The following is a 26,932-nucleotide window of genomic DNA, read 5'->3' on the forward strand; positions in this document are numbered from 1 at the left end:
GGTTATCGTTCGGAGAATTATCCGGCATGGTTGTTTCCTCCTTCTCGAAACCGTTTTGCCAGAACGTTCTTGGTGCGATGAATCCTCATGGCAACCGCTGCTGGCGACAAGCCAGTGATCTCTCCTATCGATGCTGCGTCCATATCTTCCAAATAAGAGATGATGACCTGGCGGTCGATGGGCTTGAGTTGTTGAATGAGCGCGGACAGGCGGTCCAGGTTAATTCGATGGTCTGCAGCCACCTGCCCCGTGGCGTTGTCCGAAGCCATTTCGAGTTGCTCCAGACTCACCAGATTTGAGAACACCCTTCGCTCACGCATGACATAGGAAGCGGCTACGTTGTGTGCCACGCGATAGACCCAAGTCCTCATGGAGCAGCGTGAATCGTAGCGCAGAAAACTACGCCACAATTGAAGATGAATGTCCTGGATAAGGTCACGGCGTCTATCCGGATCGGCCTCATAGGCCCTTGCGAGCCGCTCAAGTGAGGCGCCGTATTTTTCCGCTGCTTCCTGATAACGGGCATCCTGGCTTTCGTCTCCGGTCAAGATGTTCTGAACTCCTCTCATACCAAGGTAGTCACAGAGAGTAGCTATTTCTAACAAGTCTTATCAGAAATAAATGGGACTTCGGGCCAACATTTTTACGAAGTATCGTCTCGTACCCGCAGGCTGAGAACTTGGGAAATCGAGTCGCCTCATGTCTGCAAACAGAGCAAAACATAGCAGGGTTAGCCGCAACGACATCATCCAAACCCGCTGGGGTGCTTCGCTGTCATTCAGTCCCGGCACCCTTCCACAGGTATTTAAAAATTGACGGCCAATATCCAGATAAGCGATTTCTGGACTACACTTACCCCATAGATATGCAGGGCCATCAGAGTATTTCAACCATGTCTGAGCAAAAGAGAATCTGGCGAATGGTTGTCCCAATAGCGCTCCTCGCTCTATTGATGTGCACAACGCTCGGTATGGTCTGGCACCATCATGTCAACACGGCTCCCGACAACTGTCCGATATGCCACCTCAGCCATCTGGTCGTGGAGCCTTCCGTACCAGCGATTCATGTATCCGTCCTGCCTTCCACGGGCATTGGGCTGGAACCTCTGAACATTCGCTTCATGGTCGATTCCTCCCCGCGAAACATTCCTGCACGCGCCCCACCTGCATAGCCTTCACATGTCTTCCGTGCTGCTCCAGCACGCCAATCAGTGTATCGCCTTGCTGAAGAAGGCTGACCGTTCATGCATCCATATCGTCTGTGTTTTTCAACTATTCTCGTCCCCGCATTTCTCTTCGGAGCGGCAGCCGCGCAAAGCCAGCCAGCCCCACAAGCGAACACGCTTGCCCAGAAGCCGGGTGCGGTCATCATCACAGTCGACGACGCGATTCAGATGGCGCTTCAACATAACCACACGCTGCTGGCCGCGCGTACCCAGATCGAGCAGAACCAGGCGGCAGAGACAACCGCTAATCTGCGCCCCAACCCGGTGCTGATGGGCGATTCGCAATTTCTGCCGATCTTTCAGCCAGATCAATTCACGGCGGATTATCTGGACAACACAGCGCAGTTCGATCTTGGCGTCAGCTATCTATTCGAGCGGGGGAGAAAACGACAGCACCGGCTTGAAGCTGCCAAAGATCAGACAGCCGTGACGCGGTCGCAGGTGGCTGACAATGCACGCAGCCTTACCTTCAGTGTCGCCTCTCAGTTCATCAATGTGGAACTCGCCGAATCGACGCTTGCTCTGGCAACGCAGGACCTGAAGAGTTTCCAGAACACAGTGGATATCGGCGAGGTGCGCTACAAAGCCGGCGACATCAGCCAGGACGACCTGCTAAAGATCAAGCTGCAGATGCTTCAGTTTCAGACTGACGTGTCCACGGCGAAGCTCGCCAGGGTGCAGGGGCTTTCGGACCTGCGACAGTTGCTGGGATATGAATCCATCGTTCCCGACTTCGACGTGGCCAGTTCATTCGACTACCAGCCGGTCAAAGGCAACGTCGAAGATTTTCAGGCAAACGCATTGCAGAACAGGCCGGATTTACAGGCGGCGCGATTGGGAGTCGTCGCTGCGAACAGCCAGCACGATCTGCAAAAAGCAATCGGCAAGCGAGACGTCACCGGACAAGTCAGCTATACGCATCTGGGTTACACCAACAATATTTCTCTGTTTGGACAAATGGAACTGCCGATCTTCGATCGCAACCAGGGTGAGATTGCGCGCACCGGCTTCGCCATCGCTCAGGCCGAGGAACAGGAAAAATTCGCGAATGGGCAAGTGCTAACCGACGTGCGGGATGCATTCGAGAACCTGCACACCAATGACGAGATCGTCGGCCTCTATCGTTCGGGTTATCTCGACGAGGCACAGCAGTCGCGCGACATCAGCGAATATGCCTACAAGCGCGGCGCGGCGAGCCTGCTCGACTTTCTCGATGCGGAGCGCAGCTACCGCACCACCCAACTCGGCTACCGCCAGGCGCTCGCATCTTATCTGCTCGCGCTCGAACAGCTTCGCGAGGCGGTTGGAACCAGGAGCCTACCATGACGACCGCACCCATCAAGCGCCTCAGCTACAGGATTTCAGGTGCGACGGCGCTCGCCCTCGCAATGATGCTCACGGCATGTAGCTCGGGCGACCGCGAACATGCAAGCCAGATGACTTCTTTTTCAGCGAAGGCCTCGAAGTCCGCGACGCCGGAGCTCTTCACTATTCCGCAAGACCAGATGTCTCATGTGCAGGTGGTCACCATTGAGCCGACTACATTGACCCGCACGCTGCGGCTCACCGGCACTGTCGCATACAACGCCTTTAAAACTACGCCGGTCATCACCCAGGTCGGCGGCCCTGTCAGTCGAATTCTGGTAGTGCCGGGCCAGCATGTCAAAGAAGGCCAAGCGATGCTCGCTGTCAGCAGCCCCGATTACTCCCAGTTGCTGGGCTCTTATTTGAAGGCAGCGGATTCATACCGTCTGGCGAACAAAAGCTATGCCCGGGCGCAAGACCTGTATCAGCACCACGCTATCGCGGAACGCGATCTGGAACAGGCTGAATCGGACCGCAACCAGGCGCAGGCAGATTTGAACTCAGCCGACCAGGGGATGAAGATCCTCGGAATAAAAAATCCTGCCGATCTGGCTAAGGCGCCTTCGTCGGCGCAGATTCCAGTGCTCGCACCGATCAGCGGCGAAGTCGTCGAGCGTCTAGTCTCACCGGGACAGGTAGTGCAGGCTGGTCAAACGCAGGCCTTCACCATCTCGGACCTGAGTACGGTGTGGGTGCTCGCGAATGTCTACCAGGCGGACCTTGCCTCCATCCGCAGCGGCGATGGCGTTGTCGTACAGACGGACGCCTATCCCGGCAGCTTCCATGGACGCATCTCCTATGTCTCTCCCGCGCTTGATCCCGGCACAAGAACGCTGCAAGCGCGCATCGTGGTGGACAATCCCGGCGAGAAGTTGAAGAGGGATATGTACTGCACCGTCACGGTGACTGCGGGTTTGTTGCCGAACGTTATCGCGGTGCCCAACTCGTCAGTTCTGCACGATGACGAGAACCAGCCATTCGTCTACGTGGCCAACGGCGAAAATCAATTTGGCCGGCACGATGTGGAGCTGGGCGAAAGCCAGAATGGCCAGACACAGATACTGAAGGGCATTTCCGTTGGAGAAAGGGTTGTCGGCGATGGCAGCCTCTTTCTTCAGTTTGCTAATTCGCTGCAACACTGAGAAGGCGGCTTCGAATGATTCATCATGTCGTCCAATTCGCGTTGCGGCAGCGGTTGCTGATTCTGCTGTTCGTGCTCTTCATCGTCATCGGCGGAGTGCTCTCGTTTCACCACATGCCTGTGGACGCCTATCCCGATCTGGCTCCACCGATGGTGGAAATCATCACCCAGTGGCCCGGCCATGCGGCGGAAGAGATCGAGCGCCTCGTCACCGTACCGACCGAAGTGGAGATGAACGGCGTACCCAAGATGTCCGTGATGCGCTCGATCTCGTTGTACGGGCTCTCGGATGTCATTCTGACGTTTGATGAAGGTACCGACAATTATTTTGCGCGGCAGCAGGTCTTCGAACGTCTGAGCGAGGTGACTTACCCCACTGGCGTAACGCCGACACTCGCTCCGCTGGCGAGTCCCTCCGGGCTCGTCTATCGCTATGTGCTAGAGAGTCCCGATCGTACCCCACAAGAGCTGAAGACCTTTGAAGACTGGGTGATCGAACGGGAATATAAACAGGTTCCAGGCGTTGCAGACGACTCCGGCTTCGGCGGCACGGTCATGCAGTACCAAGTGCTTCTCGATCCGGCAAAGCTGTATGCCTACCACCTCACGGTGCCGACCGTGATCCAGCAACTCTCCGTCAATAATTCGAATGCTGGAGGCGGCTTTTATTCGCAGGGCGGCCAGATCTATTATGTCCGCGGCCTTGGCCTCATGCATGACACATCGGATATCGGCAACGTCATCGTTGGAACGCAAAATGGCGTGCCGGTGCGCATTCGCGACATTGGCGAAGTAGTCATAGGAAATGCTCCTCGGCTGGGCGAGTTTGGATTTAATAAAACAGACGATGCCGTCGAAGGCGTCATCATGATGCGGCGCGGCGAACAGACGCAGAACGTCCTGAAGGCTGTCGAAGCGAAGACCCGGCAACTTAACGAGGGCGTCCTGCCGCCCGATGTAAAAGTGCATGCCTACTACGACCGCAGCGATCTCGTTCAGTTGACCATCGACACGGTCGAACACAATATGCTGATGGGAATGGGCCTTGTGCTGCTTGTGTTGATGGCCTTTCTGGTCAGCATTCGGGCCGCGGTGATCGTAGCCCTCACGATTCCACTGGCGCTGCTCTTTTCTTTTACCTTCCTGCATGCGCAAGGCATCGCTGCAAATCTACTCTCCATTGGAGCAATTGATTTCGGAATTCTCATCGATGGAACGCTGGTGATGGTCGAAAATGTCTTCCGTGAACTAGGTATGCGCGAAGGCCAGAGCTATGACCTGCAGGAGGTCATCCTGGCAGCAGCAAAGGATGTAGATCGTCCCATCTTTTATTCCGTCGCTGTCATCATTGCGGGCTATCTCCCCATCTACGCGCTCACCGGGCCCTCGGGAAAATTATTCAAGCCCATGGCTGACACGGTCTCAATTGCACTCGTCGGTGCACTGATTCTTACTCTCACCTTCGTTCCCGTCATGTGCGCCTACTGGTTCAAAAAAGGTGTGCGCGAGCGCGAGAACAAGCCATTTGAGTGGATGCGCAACATCTATGCGGGCCAGCTCGAATGGTGCCTCGACCATCCGAAGGCCACTATGATTGGAGCCACGCTGATCTTCGGCGCCACGCTCCTGCTCATTCCATTTATCGGCGGAGAGTTCATGCCGCATCTCGACGAAGGCGCGCTATGGGTGCGTGCAACTATGCCTTATACGGTCTCGTTCGACACTGCAAGTAAGTTTTCTCCGCAGGTTCGCAACATCCTGATGAAGTATCCCATGGTGACCGATGTTGGCTCCGAGCTTGGCCGGCCCGACGACGGAACCGATCCTACAGGTTTCTTCAACGATGAGTTCTATGTGGGCCTCAAGCCTTACAATGACGCCTCCTGGAAGACCGGTTCGATACACAACAAGACGGAGCTGACCGAGGACATTCAAAAGCAACTCCAGGCATTCCCCGGCGTCATCTTCAACTACACGCAGCCTGCTGAGGATGCGGTCGACGAAGCGCTCACTGGCCTCAAGAGTGCGTTGGCGGTAAAAATCTACGGGCCCGATCTCAATACTCTCCAGAGCAAGGCGCTTGAGATCAAGCGGCGACTCTCTAAGGTGCCTGGCTTCTCGGAGTTGACTGTTGTTCGCGAGCTTGGCCAACCCAGCCTGCTGATCGATGTCGATCGTGACAAGATCGCTCGTTACGGCATCAACGTAGCTGATGTAGAGGCGATCGTTCAAGCGGCCGTAGGCGGCCAGGCCGCCACCCAGGTCATTCAGGGAGAGAAGCTGTTCGATCTTGTCGTCCGCATGAAACCTGAGTTCCGCGAAGATGCGAATCAGATCGGCAATCTGCTTGTCGGCACGCCTTCCGGACAGCAAATTCCGTTGAGCGAATTGGCGAACATTCACGAGGCAGGCGGCGCATCGTTCATCTACCGCGAAGACAACGCGCGTTACATCGGCGTGCAGTACAGCATCGACGGTCGCGATCTCGAGAGCGCTGTCCGCGCCGGTCAAAAATCGATCGAGGACATTACAAAGACGCTGCCCCCCGGGTACCGGCTCGCATGGGGTGGAGAGTATGGAGAATTTCTGCAAGCGAAGCATCAGATGGAATTCATCGGCCCGCTTGCGCTGCTTATCATTTTCATGATTCTGTTCGCGCTTTACGGCAACTTCAAATTCCCTTTGACCATCGCTCTTGGGGTATTGCTGACCGAGCCTGTCGGCGCGCTCATCGCCCTGAAGCTGACACACACGCCGTTCAGCGTTTCATCGGCACTGGGATTGCTCGCGTTGATGGGCGTATCAGTTGAGACGGCGGTAATTCTGGTCTCGTATATCAACAAGCTGCGGCTTGAGAACAAGGACATTCGTACAGCAACGCGCGAAGCATCGCTGCTGCGGCTTCGCCCTATCATGATGACTGCCCTGGTTGCGTGCCTGGGCCTGTTGCCTGCGGCGCTTTCCACCGGCATCGGCTCCGACACGCAGAAGCCTTTTGCCATCGTGATCGTCGCAGGTTTGGTCTCTCGACTCTTCCTCGGATTTTTCGTCAACCCTGTGCTGTACGAGATGGTCGCTCGCGATGGAGACGTCTTGCAGGTCTGACCTGCGTGATCCGTCATACGTCGCTCCGCATTAGCAATGCAGGCGCTTCAAAGCTTATTCAATTCAGAATGCAATCATTAAAATAATGAGGCTCCTCAGTATCGAGGAGCCTCATTATTTTCTCTTCAAAAGAGAACTGTTGTCTGCTTGAGGAGTAGTTAGAAGGCGTATGCCGCGCCAAACGTTGTGACGAATGGAGTCAATCCATGTGCCGCAAAGCCGGGTGTTCCATAGCCAGGCCACTTCTGCGCTTCAATATCGATGGCGCGAATATTGATGTGCTGAGAAGCACGAAACTCAATACCGCCTCCAACAGAGAGGACACCGAAGGTATCAGTGAAGGGATGAGGATGAACACCAGACTGATATTCAAACCGGCCTATTCCGCCGAGCACCTTCGCATAAGCGCGAACACGGTCCCGACGTAGAAGAGTAAATCTCGGGCCGATGAGATAAGTGTCCTCGCCAATATCCGTCGGCGTAAGAACGTTGATCTGATGCACATCGGCTTCAAGGCCAACACGACGCCATAGGTCGGCATCGCCATAGATCGTATAGCCTTTAATGTAAGTCTGACCATAGTCAGGTATGGCGAAGCTGAAGCCTGCACCGACCTGGATCGATCCCAGACGCGTGGCCATAGGAACGGCCTGGGCGTGGGCAGCTAGAGACAAGCCGAACACAGAAATAAATAAGCCAATCAATTGATGTCGTTTCAAGATGATGCCTCCAAACAGAGATTCCGGGAGAACCCGCTAAGAACTTAGAAGCGAGGTAGGGGTAACACGTTGCCCAGCAACAATTAGCATGTTCGGTTTTGAACAAAAAAACACGCCTCTTTTGACGTCGATGAGCGAGCCATCAAAATAATAGTTGTAAGTGCAAATAGATAAAAAGTGCAAACTAATCAGAAAGTTGCTACTCAATTCCCAGTTTTTTCCACAGTGCATCGACACGAGCCTTTACTTCTGGCTCCATCGTAAGCATTGCGGGCCACTCTCGCGTAAATCCTTCTGCGGGCCACTTTCGTGTAGCGTCAATGCCCATCTTGCTCCCATAATTTGGCAGCCGACTTGCATGGTCGAGAGAGTCTACGGGCCCGAGCGTGAATTGAATGTCCCTTTCCGGATCGATGTTATTTGTCGTGCGAAGAACGACCTCTGATAAGTCCTGCACATCACAATCCTCGTCGACAATGATGATGCATTTCGTAAACATCGCCTGTCCCATCGCCCAGATGCCGTTCATTACCTTGCGCGCATGACCTGCATAAGATTTTCTTATCGAGATGATCATTAAATTGTGGAAGACACCTTCGGGCGGAAGGTTGACATCCACAATTTCGGGCAGCGTCATCTGCATCAGCGGCAGAAAGATCCGTTCCACCGCCTTGCCCATCCACGCATCTTCCATGGGCGGCTTGCCGACGATGGTGGCTGCATAGACAGGCTGCTTGCGATGCGTGATCGCAGTCACATGGAAAACTGGATAGTCATCCTGCATGGTGTAGAAGCCGGTGTGATCGCCAAACGGGCCTTCGGTGCGCAGCTCACCGAGCTGCACGTACCCTTCGAGGATGTACTCCGCATGAGCGGGTACTTCAAGGTCAACCGTCTCCGCCTTCACCAACTCAACCGGCTTCTGGCGCAGAAAACCTGCGATCAGATACTCCTCGACCTCTGGCGGCGCTGGAACAATCGCAGAGAAAGTTGTCGCAGGGTCGGTGCCAATCGCCACAGCGACCTCCATGCGATCGTTGCGAATCTTCGTCAGTGTCGTCGCATTCAATGTATCGAGCGAAGCAGCCGAGGTCGTTCCACCAGCCGTCAATGCCATCAGATCGACACCGCTTGCAAGATCAGGGGTCGTCGCGCGCAGCCGGTCGCGCATGTGCTCGGCAGCAACCTTCTGCCGCTGCCAATGCATCCCTGTCGTCTTGCCGTCGTACACCTGCATCCGATACATGCCGACGTTGCGCTTGCCCGACTTCGGATCGCGCGTTATCACGCAGGGCAGCGTGATGAAGCGGCCACCATCCTGCGGCCATGTCTTCAGAATAGGCAGATCGAGAAGATTGACCTCGTCGCCGCGATGGATCACTTCTTTGCAGGGGGCGTCCTTTGCAGCGATGAGCTTCGGGAAGAATCCGCCGACCTCTGCCAGCTTCGGCAACATCTTGAGCTTGTCCATGAAGCTCGTCGGCGAGACAGGATGCAGTAACTCGCGAATGCGGTCGGCAATGTCATCGAGCGAGTCGGTCTCAAGCGCCAGCTTCATTCGCCGCTCGCTGCCGAATTGATTCATCAGCACACGTGCCTTGGGATAGCCCTTGACGTTCTCAAATAGTAGAGCTGGCCCACCAGCCTTCGCTGTACCTCGTCCCAGCTTGGCGGCGCGGTCCGCAATCTCGGCCATCTCAAGAATCGGATCGACCTCCGCGGTGATGCGCTTCAGTTCTCCGGCCTTTTCGAGTTGCTTTATCCAGTCGCGAAGATCGTTGTAAGCCAATTCCCTCTCCTGCCGCGGCACACCACGGTCGCAGTTCTATGGTAACGGGTTCTGCGCAAGAAGTTTGAACGCATCGAGCCCGGAACATTTTCCGTGCGCAGGTGTCTAACGTAATAAGTACGCATTCCTCGCAGATGCGCACCTGATCCGCTGATGTTGGAGAGGTGCTTTTATGTTCGAGGATAGTTTGGTCATATCGCAGGTTCGTCATACTTCTTCGCCAGAGCGTTGGACTGCTGTGGCATCCCTGACACTTCAATTTTCACTCGCTGCACTTATCATCGCGTTGCCTCTATTGCATCCAGAGGGACTGGCATTTAAAGCTGTAACGCCGCACATCGTTATGCCACCGCCTCCTCGCCCTCCCATCCCCATTCGGCCTGTTCAAGCGACATCCGCAGCATCCGGCATGACGACTTCCGCAGCAGCGCAGCCTCTCACCGCGCAGCCAATGCAACGCAGACTAGTTCCGCTACCGGATAACGATGCTCCTCCTGTCGACGCAATTTCATCAGGAAGTGGAATGGCAGATGGGAGACCAATAAGTATGGCAATCGGGGACGCGATCTATACGCCACACGTCGCAGTCGTTTCAGCGCACACTTCAAAGAGCCCGGTGCGCATCTCGTCCGGCGTTTCTGCCGGAATGCTCCTCTCGCCCATTCGTCCTATCTATCCCGAGATAGCCAGAGCAGCGCACGTAGAAGGAACGGTGGTCGTGGAAGCCACCATCTCTCGCACTGGAACGATTGAAAGCCTGCACGTCATCAGCGGGCCACCGATGTTGCAGCGTGCCGCCATCGATGCCATCCGTACAGCGCGCTACCAGCCTTACCGGCTTAATGGCAGCCCTACTGAAGTACAGACGACGATATCAGTGAGCTTCCGCATGGGGAGTTGACGGTGTGATCTGCGTCAGCAACGGCTGAGCGTGCGGGGTGTCTTCGATGTAGTCCACGAGAGGGTATCCCGCCTCCTTCCATCCGTCGAAGCCGCCCCGCAGCGGACGCACCCTGTAGATGCCCATCTTGTGAAGCTGCATCGCCAGCTTGGCGCTTGTCTCCTCACTGGGGCAGGTGCAGTAGAGGATCACATCGCGGTCGCGTGGAATGATCTCGCTGTGCTGCCTGATCTCATTCGGTCCAATCCGCAGCGCGCCCGGCAGCACCCGGGGATCGGGCAGGTAGTCCAACGGATGGCGCAGATCGACGATGAACGGCGGGATGTTGCCCTGCTCCTGCGCACTGTCAATCATGGCCTTCAACTCGGCAGGCTCAAGCCTCATGCTGCGGACCTGCCGCAGAAACCTGCGCTGCTTGAAGAGACGGTAGGCAAAGAAGCCGAACACCATCACGATAAAGATGATGAACGCGAAGTGGCCCAAAAGCTGGAAGAACCGCGCGCTGCGCTTTGCCAGGTCACCAAAGAAACGCCCGGCAAGCAGGAAGGTCTCGGCCCACAAGATGGATCCGGCAAAATCCCAGAGAAAGAATCGGCTGTACGGCATTCCGGTCTGCCCTGCAATCGGCGCAGCGACCGTGCTCAGTCCGGGAACGAACTTCGAGATCAGTAGCGTGACCGGACCACGCTTTGAAAAATATCCCTCGGTTTTGCTGACGCAGGTCGAAGCCTCAAACGACAATCGGCAAAGAAGCTGTAGAACGTTCTTGCCATAGCGCCGCCCCAGCGCAAACCAGAGCGTATCAGCCAGGATGCAGGCCACCAGCACCACCGCGAGAGCGTAGGAGTGGTGGATCTTGTGGGTAGCGCTGAGCGTCCCTGCCGTTAGCAGCACAGGAATGCTGGGAATGGGTATGCCGAGCTGCTCCGCCAGAACCCAGAAGAACAGGATCAAGTAGGCATAATGGACGAAAAATACAATCGCTATCGGCATAAGGGTATGTTTGGTAGATGAGCCAGGCAAGAGTTTGGATGCGAGGCCCTCGCGGTTAAAGATACACAGCCCCACCGATTAATGGTGAGGCTGTATTTCAGAATTGTTGAAAGGGTCGCTCCGGCCCGTTTAAGACCTGCTGCTTCCTCTATTTGACCGAGACATAAGGAGTGACAGAGAACCCTGGCCGAAGCGCGTAATCCCCATTCTCCTTCTGAAGGTCATTGAAGTCGATGCGTACCGGAATTCGTTGCACCACCTTCACATAGTTGCCTGTGGCGTTCTCGGGCGGGAACAGAGACAGGCGCGATCCGGTGGCTCCGCCAATCTGAGTCAGCTTGCCATGGAACTTGCGTCCACCCAGGGCATCTACTTCGATGGTGACATCCTGCCCCGGATGCATGTGCTGAATCTGCGTCTCTTTGAAGTTCGCGGTGACCCACAGATCGGTCAGGGGAATAATCGTCAGCAGGTCCTGCCCAATCGAAAGGTTGGCGCCCACCTGTACGTTCTTCTTATTGACGATGCCCGTTGTGGGAGCCGTAATGTGGGTGTAGCTGAGGTTAAGCCGGGCCTGGTCGACCTTGGCCTGCGACTGTTGCACCTCGGCAAGGGCCGCATTGGCCTTCGCCTCCTGCACCTTCACCTGCTGCGGACCATTCTTTACTGACTCATTCGCCGAAAAGCGCGACTGCGCCAGCTTCTGCTGCGCCTCACGTACCGCCTCCTGCTGTCCAATCACCTGAGACTGAGCCTCGATGACAGCGGCCGAGGTACCGGCAGCCTGCGCTACCGCAGCATCAAATTGCTGCTTCGAGATGACGTCCTTCTCGACCAGCGGCGTGTAGCGCTCCACGTCCAGCTTCGCCTTCAATGCGTTGGCCTTCGCTTGGTCTACACGGGCCTCCGCCGCCTGGGCCTGCTTCTGCGCCTGCGCCACGGCAGCCTGTGCGCCCTGCACGTCAGAGCTGGTCGTGCTCAGGTTTGTGCTGACATTCGTGCTAATAATTGGGACGTTGACATTCGCCTGAATGGCGGCGGCCTGGGCGCTGGCTAGGTTGGCCTGGGCCTGTTCCAGTGCAACCTGGTAGTCCTTGGGATCGATCTCCGCAAGCAACTGGCCCTGCTGCACCTTCTGGTTGTCGTCCACGTAGACCTTGATGACCTGCCCGGTCACACGCGAGCTAACCTGGTACAGGTTGCCATCAATTTGTGCGTCGTCCGTATCTTCAGAAAAGCTGGAGTGCCAGTAGAACAGGGCTGCTCCCACCACAAGAAAGATCAGCACTGCGATGACGATGAACTTCCGTCGCGACGACTTCTCAGGCTGTGGAGCCTCTTCGTCGCCATTTCGGCTGCCCTTGTTCGCATCGTCATGCGATTTAAGGTGAACCGTTCCACTGATCTCCGCGGTTTGATCGTCGCGATTTTGGTTCTCTTGGTCTGGCAAGCTACTTTCCTCCGAGATAATCTTTGTAATTCGTCTGCGCTACGCCCAGCGCCCGGGCCAGCGAAAGCTTGGCGACATTGTGCTGGTAGAGCGCGCTGATGTACTGGTCATTCGCCAGTTCTGTCTGGGACTGCGCCTGCGAAACCGCAAGGTTGTCCGAAACTCCGGCATGAAACCGCTGCTGGGCATCGCTCAACGCCTCGTTGGCAAGTTCGACATTCGAGTGCGTCGCCTCCACCAGCTTCTCGGCCGCCTGAATATCGAGCAGGCTGTCGCGTACGTCCGCATTCACCTGTTGCGCCTGATCGGCCAGCTTGGCCTTCGCCTGCTCGTACTGAGCGTCGGCGACCTGCTCCTGGCCGCGCGTCTTGGCGATCTGCAGAATCGGGGCGCTTACTTTGCCCGTTGCCGAATACGTCCCATGCGAGTGCCCCGGTGTGGTTCCCAGGTCGCCATAGTCTCCCGAGAAGCTTGCCACCGGAAGCTGGCTCGCCCACGCCGAAGTCTTCTCCGCACGCGCTGCCTTCAACTGCTCCGCCGAGGCCGCAAGGTCTTTACGGGCTGCCAGCGCCTGCGCAAAAGCGGTGTCGGGATTCACATGATCGAGCGCAGCAAAGGGAACCTGATCCGTAAGCCGAAACTCCTGATCGAGCGGTAGGCCGATCGTTCGAGCCAGCGCCAGCTTGTCCTTTGCCAGATCGTTTTTCGCCGAAATCAGCCGCTGCTCTTCATTCTGATAGTCCACCTGCGCCCGCAATACATCGAGCTTCGGACTGGTTCCGGCATCATGCGCGTCCGTCGCCTGATCGAGCGAAACCTTTGAGGTGGCCATCTCTGCATTCACTGCCTCAATGCGCGCGGCATCCGCCACACACAAGAGATAGGCGTTGCCTACCGTCAGCACCACCAGATTGCGGGCGTCCTCGGCGGTCAGCTTTGCGCCTTCAAAGTTATGTTTTGCGGCAATGTAATTCTGCAAGGCAGAAACGTTTACCAGATTCTGTGTCAGGAATGCCCGGAAGTCCACTACCTGAAACGGCCCGATGATCGGGTTGAGGCCGGGAAACTTCAAGCCCTCAGCCGCGAGATTGATCTGCTGCACCTCAACGCTGCCGGAAGCAGTTACCGTAGGCAGCAATGTCTGCAACTCCTCCAGCCGCTGCCCGCCTGCATTCTTCTGCGTCGATGATTGCAGGATGATCCCGAGGTTATTGCGAAGGCCGCGCTGAATGGCCTCGTCGAGCGACAGGTCGATCAGCGTGCCGGTCGACTTCCCTTCCACGACGCTGCCTTTGAATGAATCCTGCGTAGGCTGCGCGCCATTTTCGCCCGACGCAGTATAAAGCTGTTGCTGCGCCGACGCGATCGGGGAGCTGGTCTGCCCTGTGCTCGGTCCGCTGGCCGTGGTCTGGCTCGTATCCTGCTGTGCCCCGGCGGGAAGTACCGTGCCCGACAGGCACAGCAGTCCAACGCCCAGCGTCGCAACCACGTTCCGGGAGTAACGCGCTCTCATGCTTTGGCTCATACCTTTGAATGTTACCTGCATCCTTGTAAGTAATCCTACGGTTTTGATGACACAGAAATGCTTAAACCTGTGCCATCGACTTGATTGTGTCTTTCTTCGTATATTCAGATGCGCTAAGTCGTCCGGAATGTTCAAAAAAGTATCGTGGGGGAAAATTCGGGCAGAATTTTTCTACCCGCTCCACCTCTCCGACGGCACCAGCTACACTGCTACTAAAAGCATTTACTAACCTAAAAGGAAACCAGACATGTTTCTCGGAGTAGACGTCGGAACCGGCGGCACCAGGGCAATCCTCATCAACCGCGGCGGCAAAGTCATCGCTTCATGCAGCGCCGAACACGCCCCTATCCACTCCGAGCACATTGGCTGGGCCGAGCAGGACCCCGACGACTGGTGGCGCGCTGCCCGCGAGGCCATCGCCGGAGCCATCGCGCAGAGCGAACTAGCCGGTTCCGCAATCGAGGCCGTCGGTCTCACCGGCCAGATGCATGGCTGCGTCATGCTCGACGCCGCGGGCGTTGTCCTGCGTCCGGCGCTCATCTGGTGTGACCAGCGCACCCAGCCCCAATGCGACTGGCTGACAGAGAAGATCGGCTTCGAGCGCCTGATCGAGCTCACCGCCAACCCCGCCCTGCCCAACTTTACCCTCACCAAGCTGCTCTGGGTTCGCGACCACCAGCCCGAGATCTTTGCCCGCATCGCCCATGTGCTCTGCCCCAAGGATTACGTCCGTTATCGCCTCACCGGCGAGTTCGCCATGGACATGCAGGAGGCCAGCGGCACCCTTCTGCTCGATGTAGCCCACCGCCGCTGGTCCACCGAAGTGGCCGAAGCCGCCGGAATCCCCATGCAGTGGCTGCCTCGCCTCTATGAAGGACCCGAGATCTGCGCGCGCATCTCTGACGCCGGAGCCGGTGCTACCGGCCTGGCCGCTGGCACGCCCGTAGCGGCCGGGGCAGGCGATCAGGGTGCCGGAGCCGTCGGCATGGGCATCCTCGCGCCCGGCTCCGTCTCCGCCACCATCGGCACCAGCGGAGTCGTCTTCGCCGCCACCGATGCTCCCACTAAGGACCCCCTCGGCCGCCTGCACACCTTCTGCCACGCCGCTCCCAACCGCTGGCATGTCATGGGAGTGACCAACGGCGCCGGTCTCAGCCTGCGCTACTTCCGTGACACCTTCGCCACCTCCAGCAGTTACGACGCTCTCAGCGCACTCGCTGCCGAAGTCCCAGCCGCCAGCGACGGCCTGCTGTGGGCGCCCTACCTCTTCGGCGAACGTACACCGCACCTCGACCCCAACGCCCGCGCCGCCTTTGTCGGCATCACCGCCAGCCACACCCAGGCGCACTTCGTCCGCGCCGTGCTCGAAGGCGTGGCCATGAGCCTGCGCGACACCTTTACTCTCTTCAAGGAGCTGCACATCCCCGTCGACAGCATCCGCCTTGGCGGCGGCGGAGCCCGTGGCCCCCTCTGGCGGCAGATTCAGGCAGACGTCTACGGCCAACCCGTCGAACTCCTTGAAGCTGAAGAAGGCGGAGCCTTCGGAGCGGCTCTCCTCGCCGGAACCGGGGTCAATGCATGGCCCAGCGTCGAGGCAGCCTGCGCCGCTACGATTCGCGTCGCTCAAACCATCGCTCCGCAGAACGCAGATGCTATGAACGAAGCCTATCGCCAATACCGCAAGATCTATCCGGCGTTGCGCGACATCGCCAACTAGCGTCCCAGATGCAGCTTGCTGACATTCCGGATCGTGTCCGGATCGCCCGGCTTCAGCTCCAGCACCTTCCTGTAAAACGGCAGCGCGACCTCATCCTGACCGCGCTGCTGAAACAGCACCGCCAAGTCAAAATAAGGGGTCGCGTCCGCAGGCTTGTTCTTGATCGCTGCCTGAAACGCCTGAATCGCCTCGTCCACCCGCCCCATGCTCCCCAGCAGCACGCCCAGATCGGTATAAGCCTCGCTCTGCGTTGGATCGAACGCGATCGCCTTGCGTAGCTGCACCTCGGCTCCCTGCTTGTCACCCATCCGCTGTAACGCCTCGCCCAGGTCGATCACCGTCTCCATGTCCGCAGGATTCAGCGCCAGCGCCCGTTCAAAGTACTGCACCGCATCCGGAGTCTCGCCTAGCTGCAGATAGACATCGCCCAGCCCGGCCAACGCCCGTCCGTAGCGAGGCTGCAGCTTCACTGCCTGTCCATATAACTTCGCCGCGGTCAAAACATCGCCGCTTCTCCTGAACTCCAGCCCCAGGTTATAGAGCAGCACCGAACTCTTCGGCGTAGCCTGCAGCGAGCTTGCATAGAGCGCCGCCGGGTTCTGCCAGTCCTGCACCCGCGCCCACACCCGCCACGCTCCCCACATTACCCACAAGACAAGAAAGCTAACGGCAACTCGCCGCCAACGACCGCTGAGCCTCAACACCAACCCAGCAGCCGTCAGCGCCAACCCCGCAGAAGCCAGATACTCGAACCGCTCCGCCATGCCCTGATAGATCGCGACGAAGCCGCAAAATGGCAGCAGCGCAATCACCATCCAGGCCAGCCCTGCAGCAACTACCGGCAGCCGTTTCCTCAGCAATACGATCACGGCAATCAGCGCAATCAGCCCCAGCCAGCCCGCAATCGTCCCCGGAGAAGCCGCATTGGCAGGCATTGAGGTCGACCGCTCCACGCTCATATGCACGGGCAGGACCATCCACTGCACATAGCGCCAGAAGGCCAACCCTACCGCCCACAGTGCGGCCCCCGTATGCTCCGAACCCGTTTTAACCGCCTCTCTCAAAGCGATATAGACCAGCCCAGCCAGAATCGAGGCAGCAACCAGCCCACCCGCCAGCCTGCGCGACAACCGTTCCGTCGCATACGCCGCCAGCAGCGCCAATGGAAGGACAAACACGCCTTCCTCATGGCTCAGCAGCGCCGCCAGCGAAGCGACAAAATATGCCGCCAGCAAAAGCCGTGACTTGCCCTCGCGCAGAAAGCCGTCCGCCGCCAGCAGCGCCAGCAGCAGGAAGAAGGTGCACAACAAGTAGCCCCGTGCGCTCACCCATGCCACGGCCTCGGTATTGATCGGAAGGCCCAGCCAAAGCAGCGCGGACACCGCGGCGGTCCATGGGGCAACCCGCAGACGCCGCAACAGTAGAAATGCGAGCACTCCATTCAGCCAGTGCAGGACGAGGTTCGTGAGATGAAACCCGCTCGCATTCAGCCCCCATATCCGGCGGTCGAGCACAAGGCTCATCCAGTAAAGCGGCCGATAGGTCCCGCCTCCAGCTCCGCCAATCTCGCTGTTGAACGAGATCGGGGCCAGCCAGAACCGGTGAACCGCCAACCGCAGCGAGGCCAGTATCGGGTTGTTGACGATCTGGTCTACGTCGTCATAGAGAAACGGAGCGCTCAGCGCCTTCCAGTAGAGCGCCAGCACCCACACCGCACCCGCAACGGCAAAGACAATCCCCTGATGCGTAAAACACCAGCCCGAGAGAGCGCTCCAGCGCGATACCCCGCTCGACTGTACCGGTCGTTTTGTCCTGGTTGAAGATCTCAAAAAGTAAGCCGTCGTGAGCCTCAGAATTCCGCGCCATCATTGGCATCCCTAACATCGGTCGCGCGCCAACAAGACACACACCCATCCTATCAATCGCCGACACCCACCCAAACGTGGCCCGCCTTTGGCCTAGCCCATCCACTATGAAACACTGGTGCACAACCAACCAAGGAGAGCAGCAATGTCAGATATAGGAGTTGCAGTCATCGGTTTCGGCCTCGCCGGACGCGTCTTCCACGCCCCTTTCGTCCACGCCGTCCCCGGCCTCAGGCTCGAGGCCATTGTGCAGCGCCGCGGGGATGAAGCAGCCAAGGCCTATCCCGAAACCCGCATCCTCCGCTCCGTCGAAGAGGCCCTCGCCGACCCGGCCATCCAGCTCATCGTCGTCGGCACGCCGAACGAAACCCACTTCGCGCTGGCCAAACAAGCTCTTGAAGCAGGCAAGCACGTCGTTATCGACAAGCCGTTCGCTGCCACCAGTACCGAGGCCCGCGAGCTGATCGACCTTGCCAAAGCTCGCAATCTTGTACTTGCCCCGTATCATAACCGCCGCTGGGACGGAGACTTCCTCACCATCCGCAAGCTCGTCGACCAGAAGGCCGTGGGCAGACTTGTCACCTTCGAGTCCCACTTCGACCGCTTCCGTCCGCTGCCCCGCGAGGCCACATGGAAGGAGGCTGGAAGCGCAGCCAACGGTATGCTCTTCGATCTTGGGCCGCACCTCGTCGATCAGACATTGGCCCTCTTCGGCTCACCTCAGGCCATCACCGCCAGCGTCCGCAAAGACCGCGACGCCACTGAGATTGAAGACGCCTTCGACATCACCCTGCACTATCCAAGGCTGCTCGCCCACTGCCGAGCCACCCTGCTGGCCTGCGAGAATGCCCCCCGCTTTCTGCTCCACGGCACCCATGGCAGCTTCAAGAAGTACGGCCTCGATCCGCAGGAGCCGGCCCTTCTCGGAGGAGCAAAGGTGCCGCGCATGGGCGATGCAAAAGCATGGCTCAATGAGCCGGAATCGGAGTGGGGGGTCCTGACCGTCGCTCCCAACCCAGCCGATCCCAGCACGTTGACCCGCACCCCCGTCAAGACCGAGACCGGCGACTACCGCAACTATTACGCCAACGTGCGCGATGCCATCAATGGCAAGGCTCCGCTGGCGGTCCAGCCCGAAGACGCCTATCGCGTCATTAGGCTTCTCGAAATGGCCCGCGAAAGCTCAGCGGAAGCTCGCACTCTTCCCGTCAGCTTCTGAAGCTATAAACCTTCAAAGCAGCAAATGGCCCCATCTTCAACATTACGCTGAAGATGGGACCATTTGCTGCTTGTTGTGTTCCGAATCAGCGGGACTGTCCATAGGTCGCCGAAGCACCGTGCTTCCTGAAGTAGTGGCGATCCAGCAGAGCCTGCGAGACTCCTTTGCAATCAGCCTGCAAGGTCAGTGTCCGGTAAGCCATCCGCGCCACAGCCTCCAGCACCACCGCATTGTGCGCCGCGTCATGCGGAGTCCTGCCCCAGACAAAGGGAGCATGTCCGGCCACGAGGCAGGCAGGCACAGCCAGCGGATCGATTCCTTTGAAGCGGTTGACGATGGCCAAACCCGTCTCATGCACGTACCGTCCGCCGATGGCCTCGTCGGTAAGCTCTTCGGTCACCGGAACCGGTCCATAGAAGTAGTCGGCATGGGTCGTCCCCAGTGCTGGGATCGCCATCCCTGCCTGAGCAAAGCTGGTGGCATACTCCGAGTGGGTATGCACTACGGCCCCAATCTCGGCGAATTCGCGATAGAGCAGCGTATGCGTATCCAGATCAGAGGAAGGCCGCAGCGTGCCCTCGACGATCTTCCCGTGCAGGTCGGTCACCACCATATGCTCCGGCCTCAGTTCGTCGTAATCGACGCCGGAGGGCTTAATCACCACCAATCCCTGCTTGCGATCCACACCGCTGGCATTGCCAAACGTGTAGAGGACAAGCCCCCGCCGAACCAGCTCCAGATTGGCCTCAAGCACCGATTTCCGCAATTCTTCAAGCAGCATCAACAGCCTCTTTCTAAGCAATTCCGCACAATGCCATGCAATGGTTTCAGAATATCTGAAACGCCTGATGAAGATGCTTTCCCTTGATAAAGTAACTCTATGAGCATCGAGCAGGATCAGGTCATGAACATTGAGCAAGATACGAACGCCCAGTCCCTTCCCCTTGGCTTCGAATGGGGTGCGATCAAAGCTGGCATCAAGGCCAGCGGAAAGCTGGACGTAGCTGTCGCCATCGCCCCCAAAACCGCCAATGCAGCGGTGATGTACACGAAAAATCAGGTTGTTGCGGCACCTGTGACCGTAGGCCGACGTCATCTCCAATCCACCGGCGGAAGAGTTGCCGCCGTGCTGGTCAACGCCGGCAACGCCAACTGCGCCACCGGGCAGGCCGGAATCGAAGCCTGCGTGCAAACCTGTGTCGCTGCGGCAGAGACATTTCACTGCATCTTCGACGAGGTCTTTCCCTCCTCGACCGGCATCATCGGTGTTCCCTTCCCCGCAGAAAAAGTAATCGCCGCCCTGCCTGCCATACAGACCGTGCTGGGCAGCACTTCAGATCACGCAGAGCTTTTTGCCCAGGCCATCATGACGACCGACACGCGCATGAAGACCGCTCGCGCCGTCGTCGACATCGACGGAGCCAAGATTAATATCTTCGGCGCTGCAAAGGGCGCAGGTATGATTCATCCCCAGCTTGGAGCACCGGTCGGCCCTCCGCACGCCACGATGCTGGTCTATCTCTTCACCGATCTGGCAGCCGAGACGGAGGAACTCAGCAGGCTTTTGCAGCCAGCCGTAGAGCAGAGCTTTAATTGCATCTCCATCGACGGGGATACCTCGACCAACGACACCGTATTGTTGCTGGCCAGCGGAGCCAGCGGAGTCAAGCTCAACGAACGGACGGGCGAGCCTTTTGCCAACGCACTCAATCTGGTGTGCGGCTCGCTGGCCCACCAGATTGTTGACGACGGCGAGGGCGTGGGCCATGTAGTGACACTACACATTACTGGGGCTCGCACGCCGTCGGAAGCAAAGCAGGTTGCCAAGGCCATCGCTCACTCCCCTCTTTGCAAGACGGCATGGTCAAGTGCAGACCCGAACTGGGGCCGCCTGCTGGCAGCCGCCGGATATAGCGGCGTGGCGTTCGATCCGGAGAGGGTCAACATCAGGATCGGCACACAACCCGTCTTTGAGCTCGGGATGCGGGCGCCGCTCTTCGATGAAGCTGCGGCCCATGCGACGATGCAGGAACGCGAATACACCATCACACTCGATCTGGGACAAGGCAATGCCGAATGCAGATTCATTACCTGTGACCTTACGGCGGAATATGTGCGGATTAATGCCGATTACTCCACCTAGAACTTGTTTCTGAAATCGACTTCTCCCCGGTCGATTATCAGATACCCACTGGCAGATTTCCCTTGAAAAAGGGGACGCTAGTGACGTTTGTGCCCTAAGACGACTATCCTAGAACCAGTGCACTTGGAGCGCTGACCTACAACCCCGGCAACTACGGATATAAGGACTGCTTATGACGATGAAACTTGAAACTCCGGCCCAGATTGATTTTTCCGAAGAAGTGTCCGAGTGGATTGAGGCGTTTGACGAGGTCATTGCGAATGACTGGGAACAGGGCGCAGAACTTCTCGAAACCCTTCGGCAGAGAGCGCAGCAGGCCGGGGTGCCGACGTCGAGTGAGTTGACGACGCGATATCTGAATACCATTCCAAAGCACGATGAGGTTCCCTATCCCGGCGACCGGGCGCTGGAGCGCCGCGTCGAAGCGCTGCTTCGCTGGAATGCGATGGCAATGGTGCATGGCCAGAATAAAAAAGACGCCGGTATTGGCGGTCACATCTCGACGTATTCTTCACTCGCGACCCTGCTTGAGGTCGGCTTCAATCATTTCTTTCACGCCAAGTATGGAGACCAGCCGGGAGACTTCATCTACTTCCAGGGACATGCCTCTCCGGGCGTCTATGCTCGCGCTTATCTCGAAGGCAGGCTCGACGACTCGCATCTCAAAAACTTCCGTCACGAGCTGCGCGACACTCCCGGTCTGAGTTCCTATCCGCACCCGTGGCTGATGCCAAACTTCTGGAACTTCCCCACGGTGTCCATGGGCATCGGCCCCCTCAATGCCATCTATCAGGCACGCTTCATGCGCTATCTTGAGCATCGCGGGCTTATCCAGGCAACCGAGCGCAAGGTCTGGGCTTTTGTCGGCGACGGCGAGACCGACGAGGTCGATACGCTGGGCGCAATCGCTGTTGCTGCTCGCGAAAATCTGGACAATCTCATCTTTGTGGTGAACTGCAATTTGCAGCGTCTCGATGGCCCTGTGCGCGGTAACAAGCGCATTATCGACGAGCTCGAAGGCCACTTCCGCGGAGCAGGATGGAACGTCATCAAGGTCATCTGGGGTTCCGATTGGGACGCACTCTTTGAGCGCGATCACACTGGCCTGTTGCTCAAGCGGATGGAAGAGTGCGTGGACGGAGACTTCCAGACCTTCAAGGCAAAGGACGGCGCTTATTTGCGCGAAAATTTCTTCGGCAAGTATCCGGAGCTGCTCGAACTGGTACGCGATCTGACCGATGAGCAGCTCGAGCGGCTGCATCGCGGCGGTCACGATCCGGCGAAGATTTACAACGCATACAAGCGGGCGATGGAGCACAAGGGCGGCCCAACCGTCATTCTGGCCAAGACCGTAAAGGGCTTCGGCATGGGCTCGTCGCAGGCGCGCAACGCCACGCACAACGAAAAGAAGATGGTGGACTCCGAACTGGCCGCCTTTGTAAAGCGGTTCGATATTCCCATTCCAGAAGAGGCAGCAGTCCATGGAACGCCCTATCGTCCCGCGCAGGATTCTCCTGAAATCGTGTACTTGCAAGAGCGGCGTCGGGAGTTGGGTGGATATCTCCCGAAACGCGAAGTGCCGAAGTCGGATTTCGTCGCTCCGGAATTGGATTATTTTGCCGAGTGGACCGCAGGCTCGAATAAGCGCGCTGTTTCGACAACGATGGGCTTTGTCAGCATCCTTCGTCACCTGTTGAAGGATCCGAAGATCGGTAAGCTTATCGTGCCGATCCTGCCCGACGAAGGCCGCACCTTTGGCATGGAATCGGCGATCCGTCAGGTAGGCATCTACGCACCCGAAGGCCAGAAATATAGTCCGCACGATGCCGACATGCTGCTCTACTACCGCGAAGCGCAGGACGGGCAGATTCTCGAAGAAGGCATTACTGAAGCTGGTTCGATGGCGTCGTTCACCGCAGCAGGCACGGCCTACGCAAACTACAAGATTCCGACCATTCCCTTTTACATGTACTACTCGATGTTTGGATTTCAGCGCATCGGCGACATGGTGTGGGCATTCGCCGACTCGCGCGGCAAGGGCTTCCTGATGGGTGGCACTGCTGGACGCACGACGATGCTCGGCGAAGGGCTGCAGCACCAGGATGGCCACAGCATCGTGCTGGCAAGCACGGTCCCGACCTGCATTACCTATGATCCGGCATTCGTCTATGAGCTTGTCGTGGTGGTACAGGATGGCATTCGCCGGATGTACGAGAAGGGCGAAGACGTCTTCTACTACATCACCATGTACAACGAAGATTACGCCATGCCCGCGATGCCGAAAGGTGCTGCCGAAGGTATTCTGCGTGGCCTGTACAAACTGAAGCCGGCAATCGAAGGTGAAGCAGTCGCACAGCTCTTCGGCAGTGGAACCATCCTTAACGAAGTGCTTCGCGCTCAGGAGATTCTAGCGACGAAGTACGGTGTACAGACCGACGTATGGAGCGTTACCAGCTACAACGAGTTGCGGCGCGATGCGCTGGCAGTGGAGCGCTGGAACCGCCTCCATCCCGCCGAGAAGGAGCGCCAGAGCTATCTGCAGACGGCCATGGCGGGAACACAAGGGCCAATTATCGCGGCCAGCGATTATATGAAGGTCGTGCCCGACCAGCTATCACCATGGCTGGCAAACAGACTTGTATCGCTGGGAACCGATGGCTTTGGCCGCAGCGACAATCGCGAGCATCTGCGCAGCCACTTTGAAGTCAACGCAGAGTCCATTGTTGGGGCGACTCTCTCGAAGCTTTCTCGCGAGGGCAAGTTCAAGCCGAAGCAGGCGCAAAAGGCACTCGCCGAACTCGGCCTCGATGTCGAGGCTGGCGATCCTGCCCGGGCTTAGCTTGCGGTAGTTAGCAGTCTATTTTTAGATCGAGGGTTCCTCACGGGGCCCTCGTTTTTGCAGAAGCGCTGCATCAATGGGAGACCCGGCTTGAGCGAAACGGCACCGCACGAAAATCCATTAGTTCCCAATAAAAAGCTGCGACAGATCTACACCCTGATGGCTCAGGCCAGATCGCTGAACGAGCATATCGCCAAAGCACAGCGAAAGACAAAGCGGCAGCGACTGGCCACTGCGTTTGGGGAAGAAGCGTGCCGGATGGCCACGGCCATCGAACTTAAGCAGGGAGACCTCGTCAGTGATGTTCGAATGTGCGCGACGATGGATCTTCTCTTCGGCGCTACACTCACTCCCCTTCTCCGTCATATCGCTGCGGTGATCTCTGGCTCCCAAGCTGAAAACACGATATCGACCGAGACAGCTATCGTTACGCGTCAACTGCCATCGATTGAGAATGCAGAAGACCACCTGCATATGGCGCTGGGTGCGGCACTCACCCTTAAGACTCAGAAGCAAAACAATATCGTGATGGCTTACGCTTATCATGCTGAGTTGCCAAAACGTTCCTGGAAACAAATCCTTGCTCTGGCGGCACAGCTAAATCTGCCAATCATCGTTGTGCTTCTCCCCGAAGCGGAGGGCAAAGGCGAGGCTACGAATATCTGCGCAAAGGCGAGGTCATTCGGAATTCCTGGAATCCCCGTCGACGCAAACGATGCTGTGGCTCTGTATCGTGTGGCGCAGGAGGCTATTGGCCGTTCTCGCGGAGGGGATGGGCCCGTCCTGATCGAATGCATTTCTTCTCGAAGGGCAAAGCAACGAAACGACGATGTTAATGATCCTATTCTTCACATGAAAAGATTTTTGACAGGACGGAAAGTCTGCAGTGAAGAGTGGGCGAATCATGCCGGTGATGCCTTCCGCAAAAAGTTGGCAGCGGCAAAACATTAACGTTTTCATGTTTCCCTCAACTGCCTGCATCCCTCATTCCAGTGATCGAGACGGTACACTGGTGTAGCGATCTAAATAGAACATTTGAGGTGCAAGTGCGGAAAAGAGTCTATCTTCCTATTGCGATTGTCGTCGTTTGTGCAGGTTCAGCTATATTTGCACAGACGTCGACATCCCCATCGCAGTCAGCGCCAGCGGCGTTGCCGGCTTATGCGCCACAAAGTCAGACTACGGCTCCCGCAGCAGCCCCGCCTCAGAAAACGGGCCAGCCCGCTGTGCCACCTGCAACGGCTTCGCCGGAAAATCCCTTCACCGCTTATGTTCCTTATGGGCCACTCGATGAAGACAAGTTGCCAGACCGTTACGGATCGACCTATATCCCGGTAGACAGTTGGGTCTATCCTGCCATGACCCGGCTCTACTCCATGGGATTTCTCGACACGATGTTTCTGGGAATGCGTCCCTGGACGCGCCGCAGTGCGCTGCACATGCTTCAGGAATCGAAATACGACATCATCCACAGCGATAACGAAGAAGCGCAGGACATTCTGGTGAAGCTCTTGACCGAGTTCGATGCGGAAGTTCCTTCAGGATACACGGCTCGTGGAGCGGTTTATGGATTGGAGTCCACCTACACACGTTTCATGGGAATCGGCGGGACACCTCTACGTGACAGCTATCACCTGGGCCAGACGATAGCGAACGACTACGGACGCCCCTACCAATCCGGCTTTAACAACCTCACCGGCCTTTCAACGGTGAATGAGTGGGGGCCGTTCTCACTCTACGTGCGTGGCGAATATCAACATTCTCCATCGGCAACGGGATATTCCTATGCACTCGCGAGCCAGCTATCAGCCATTGACACCATCCCTTATGGTCCGCCCAATGAGCCTCAGGACACAATTCCCGCGGGGCCTATCTCTGCGCAAAATCCCTTTCGCCTGGTAGAGGCGTCTCTTTCCTTGCACCTGCTTGGCCATGAAATTTCGGGAGGCAAGACAGATGCATGGCTTGGGCCGGCTGCCGGCGGCGCGATGGCATGGTCCAACAACGCGGAGAACATCTATTCCTTTCGCGTGAACAGAGTCGAACCGCTGAATATCTTCCTGCTGTCGAAACTGCTGGGACCGGTTCGATATGACTTCTTCATCGGCAGCCTCAAAGGGCATACCTCTCCCAATAGTCCCTGGGTCCACTCCGAGATGTTTTCGTTCCGTCCAACGGTCAACTTTGAGTTCGGCTTCCAAAGAACAATCATCTTCGGCGGAGAGGGTCATGCTCCTGTCACCTTGCACACTTTTCTCAAGGGCTTCTTCGATACCAGCGATACGAGTGCAGCGGAGAAGTTCTCACGGGACGATCCAGGAGCTCGCTTCAGCGACTTTAATTTTTCCTATCGTCTGCCGTTTGTTAGAAAATATGCCACTCTCTATATCGATTCGATTGCGCATGACGACGTAACTCCCATCAGCGCTCCGCGGCGTGCCGCTTATCGTACCGGCCTCTACATCTCCCAGTTTCCCAAGTTTCACAAACTTGATTTGAGACTCGAGGGGGTTACGACCGACCCCGGAGTAGCGAGAAGTTCTAACGGCGAATTCAATTATTTTGAAACAATTCAACTACAGGGATATACCAACAAGGGATTTATCATGGGCGACTGGATCGGCCGCGAAGCAAAAGGCGGACAGGCGTGGCTGACTTATCACCTATCCGGCAATGAATCGATCCAATTGGAATATCTCAATAAGAAGACGCCAAAGGACTTCATTCCAGGCGGGACGACGCAGAACCAGTTCAAAGCCAGCGTGGTGAAAAGATTTGGGCCAGACCTGGAACTCAATGGATGGGTGCAGTATGAGGGATGGAAGGCTCCTATTTATAAGTCGGGCCTTCAGAAGGACACTACCGCTGCGGTGCAGTTTACCTGGTTCCCGAAGTTACACACCTACCCGCAATATTAATAAGTAGTTGGAGAGTAA

The 26,932-nt window shown here is 57.3% G+C and carries 19 protein-coding genes; 11 read left to right on the forward strand and 8 right to left on the reverse strand.

Annotated elements, in window-relative coordinates:
• Nucleotides 1-17 precede the first annotated feature (17 nt).
• Nucleotides 18-548: an RNA polymerase sigma factor gene (locus GSQ81_RS00455; protein ID WP_216846348.1), complete on the reverse strand. Its 531-nt coding sequence runs from the start codon at nucleotides 546-548 to the stop codon at nucleotides 18-20.
• A gap of 371 nt (nucleotides 549-919) precedes the next feature.
• On the opposite strand from GSQ81_RS00455, the gene GSQ81_RS00460 reads away from it, so the two are divergent.
• The 4 genes from GSQ81_RS00460 to GSQ81_RS00475 all read left to right on the forward strand — a co-directional run bounded on the left by GSQ81_RS00460 (nucleotide 920) and on the right by GSQ81_RS00475 (nucleotide 6,836).
• Entirely contained in the window at nucleotides 920-1,171 is a 252-nt protein-coding gene (locus tag GSQ81_RS00460; protein WP_158908796.1) for a hypothetical protein, read from the forward strand.
• 72 nt (nucleotides 1,172-1,243) lie between these two features.
• Complete coding sequence (locus GSQ81_RS00465; protein WP_158908797.1) at nucleotides 1,244-2,551, forward strand: TolC family protein; 1,308 nt, start codon at nucleotides 1,244-1,246, stop codon at nucleotides 2,549-2,551.
• Nucleotides 2,548-3,732: an efflux RND transporter periplasmic adaptor subunit gene (locus tag GSQ81_RS00470; protein ID WP_158908798.1), complete on the forward strand. Its 1,185-nt coding sequence runs from the start codon at nucleotides 2,548-2,550 to the stop codon at nucleotides 3,730-3,732. Before GSQ81_RS00465 ends, GSQ81_RS00470 begins: the two co-directional genes overlap by 4 nt.
• 14 nt (nucleotides 3,733-3,746) lie before the next feature.
• Complete coding sequence (locus tag GSQ81_RS00475; protein ID WP_158908799.1) at nucleotides 3,747-6,836, forward strand: efflux RND transporter permease subunit; 3,090 nt, start codon at nucleotides 3,747-3,749, stop codon at nucleotides 6,834-6,836.
• Nucleotides 6,837-6,994: 158 nt separating this feature from the next.
• Here the strand turns inward: GSQ81_RS00475 and GSQ81_RS00480 are convergent, their stop codons facing one another.
• Nucleotides 6,995-7,555, reverse strand: a complete 561-nt coding sequence (locus tag GSQ81_RS00480; protein WP_158908800.1) for a hypothetical protein — start codon at nucleotides 7,553-7,555, stop codon at nucleotides 6,995-6,997.
• A gap of 199 nt (nucleotides 7,556-7,754) precedes the next feature.
• Nucleotides 7,755-9,344 (reverse strand): UbiD family decarboxylase, encoded by a 1,590-nt coding sequence (locus GSQ81_RS00485; RefSeq protein ID WP_158908801.1) that lies wholly within the window; start codon nucleotides 9,342-9,344, stop codon nucleotides 7,755-7,757.
• Between the two features lie 547 nt (nucleotides 9,345-9,891).
• Here GSQ81_RS00485 and GSQ81_RS19925 point away from each other — a divergent pair.
• A complete protein-coding gene (locus GSQ81_RS19925; RefSeq protein WP_254059906.1) occupies nucleotides 9,892-10,245 on the forward strand; it encodes an energy transducer TonB in 354 nt (117 codons plus the stop codon).
• On the opposite strand, the gene GSQ81_RS00495 is transcribed toward GSQ81_RS19925, so the two are convergent.
• The 3 genes from GSQ81_RS00495 to GSQ81_RS00505 all read right to left on the reverse strand — a co-directional run bounded on the left by GSQ81_RS00495 (nucleotide 10,219) and on the right by GSQ81_RS00505 (nucleotide 14,201).
• Complete coding sequence (locus GSQ81_RS00495) at nucleotides 10,219-11,238, reverse strand: VTT domain-containing protein (RefSeq protein WP_158908802.1); 1,020 nt, start codon at nucleotides 11,236-11,238, stop codon at nucleotides 10,219-10,221. The genes GSQ81_RS19925 and GSQ81_RS00495 overlap by 27 nt on opposite strands.
• A gap of 148 nt (nucleotides 11,239-11,386) precedes the next feature.
• Nucleotides 11,387-12,688 (reverse strand): HlyD family secretion protein, encoded by a 1,302-nt coding sequence (locus GSQ81_RS00500; protein WP_158908803.1) that lies wholly within the window; start codon nucleotides 12,686-12,688, stop codon nucleotides 11,387-11,389.
• 1 nt (nucleotide 12,689) lies between these two features.
• Nucleotides 12,690-14,201 carry a TolC family protein gene (locus GSQ81_RS00505; RefSeq protein WP_254059907.1) on the reverse strand — a complete coding sequence of 504 codons (1,512 nt, stop codon included), beginning with the start codon at nucleotides 14,199-14,201 and terminating at the stop codon, nucleotides 12,690-12,692.
• A gap of 259 nt (nucleotides 14,202-14,460) precedes the next feature.
• On the opposite strand from GSQ81_RS00505, the gene xylB reads away from it, so the two are divergent.
• Nucleotides 14,461-15,930 carry a xylulokinase gene (gene xylB, locus GSQ81_RS00510; protein ID WP_158908805.1) on the forward strand — a complete coding sequence of 490 codons (1,470 nt, stop codon included), beginning with the start codon at nucleotides 14,461-14,463 and terminating at the stop codon, nucleotides 15,928-15,930.
• Here xylB and GSQ81_RS00515 read toward each other — a convergent pair.
• The gene (locus GSQ81_RS00515) at nucleotides 15,927-17,759 is read right to left on the reverse strand and encodes a tetratricopeptide repeat protein (RefSeq protein WP_158908806.1); all 1,833 of its coding nucleotides are present in this window, start codon (nucleotides 17,757-17,759) and stop codon (nucleotides 15,927-15,929) included. The two genes, xylB and GSQ81_RS00515, sit on opposite strands and share 4 nt — an antisense overlap.
• 181 nt (nucleotides 17,760-17,940) lie before the next feature.
• On the opposite strand from GSQ81_RS00515, the gene GSQ81_RS00520 reads away from it, so the two are divergent.
• On the forward strand, nucleotides 17,941-19,014 hold the full coding sequence (locus GSQ81_RS00520) for a Gfo/Idh/MocA family oxidoreductase (RefSeq protein WP_158908807.1): 1,074 nt from the start codon (nucleotides 17,941-17,943) through the stop codon (nucleotides 19,012-19,014).
• A gap of 85 nt (nucleotides 19,015-19,099) precedes the next feature.
• Here GSQ81_RS00520 and GSQ81_RS00525 read toward each other — a convergent pair whose 3' ends face one another.
• Nucleotides 19,100-19,795 carry an L-ribulose-5-phosphate 4-epimerase gene (locus tag GSQ81_RS00525; RefSeq protein WP_158908808.1) on the reverse strand — a complete coding sequence of 232 codons (696 nt, stop codon included), beginning with the start codon at nucleotides 19,793-19,795 and terminating at the stop codon, nucleotides 19,100-19,102.
• Nucleotides 19,796-19,918: 123 nt separating this feature from the next.
• Here GSQ81_RS00525 and argJ point away from each other — a divergent pair, with 123 nt between their 5' ends.
• From argJ to GSQ81_RS00545, 4 genes are all read left to right on the forward strand, one after another.
• Nucleotides 19,919-21,157 (forward strand): bifunctional glutamate N-acetyltransferase/amino-acid acetyltransferase ArgJ, encoded by a 1,239-nt coding sequence (gene argJ / locus GSQ81_RS00530; protein WP_158908809.1) that lies wholly within the window; start codon nucleotides 19,919-19,921, stop codon nucleotides 21,155-21,157.
• Between the two features lie 172 nt (nucleotides 21,158-21,329).
• Nucleotides 21,330-23,996: a pyruvate dehydrogenase (acetyl-transferring), homodimeric type gene (gene aceE, locus GSQ81_RS00535; protein ID WP_158908810.1), complete on the forward strand. Its 2,667-nt coding sequence runs from the start codon at nucleotides 21,330-21,332 to the stop codon at nucleotides 23,994-23,996.
• A 90-nt stretch (nucleotides 23,997-24,086) separates the two neighbouring features.
• The gene (locus tag GSQ81_RS00540) at nucleotides 24,087-24,947 is read left to right on the forward strand and encodes a thiamine pyrophosphate-dependent enzyme (protein WP_158908811.1); all 861 of its coding nucleotides are present in this window, start codon (nucleotides 24,087-24,089) and stop codon (nucleotides 24,945-24,947) included.
• A gap of 95 nt (nucleotides 24,948-25,042) precedes the next feature.
• Nucleotides 25,043-26,914, forward strand: coding sequence for a capsule assembly Wzi family protein (locus GSQ81_RS00545; protein ID WP_318523768.1), 1,872 nt, complete (start codon nucleotides 25,043-25,045; stop codon nucleotides 26,912-26,914).
• Nucleotides 26,915-26,932 lie beyond the last annotated feature (18 nt).

Origin of the sequence: Granulicella sp. L56, assembly GCF_009765835.1 — a bacterium.
In the GTDB taxonomy this organism is placed as follows: domain Bacteria; phylum Acidobacteriota; class Terriglobia; order Terriglobales; family Acidobacteriaceae; genus Edaphobacter.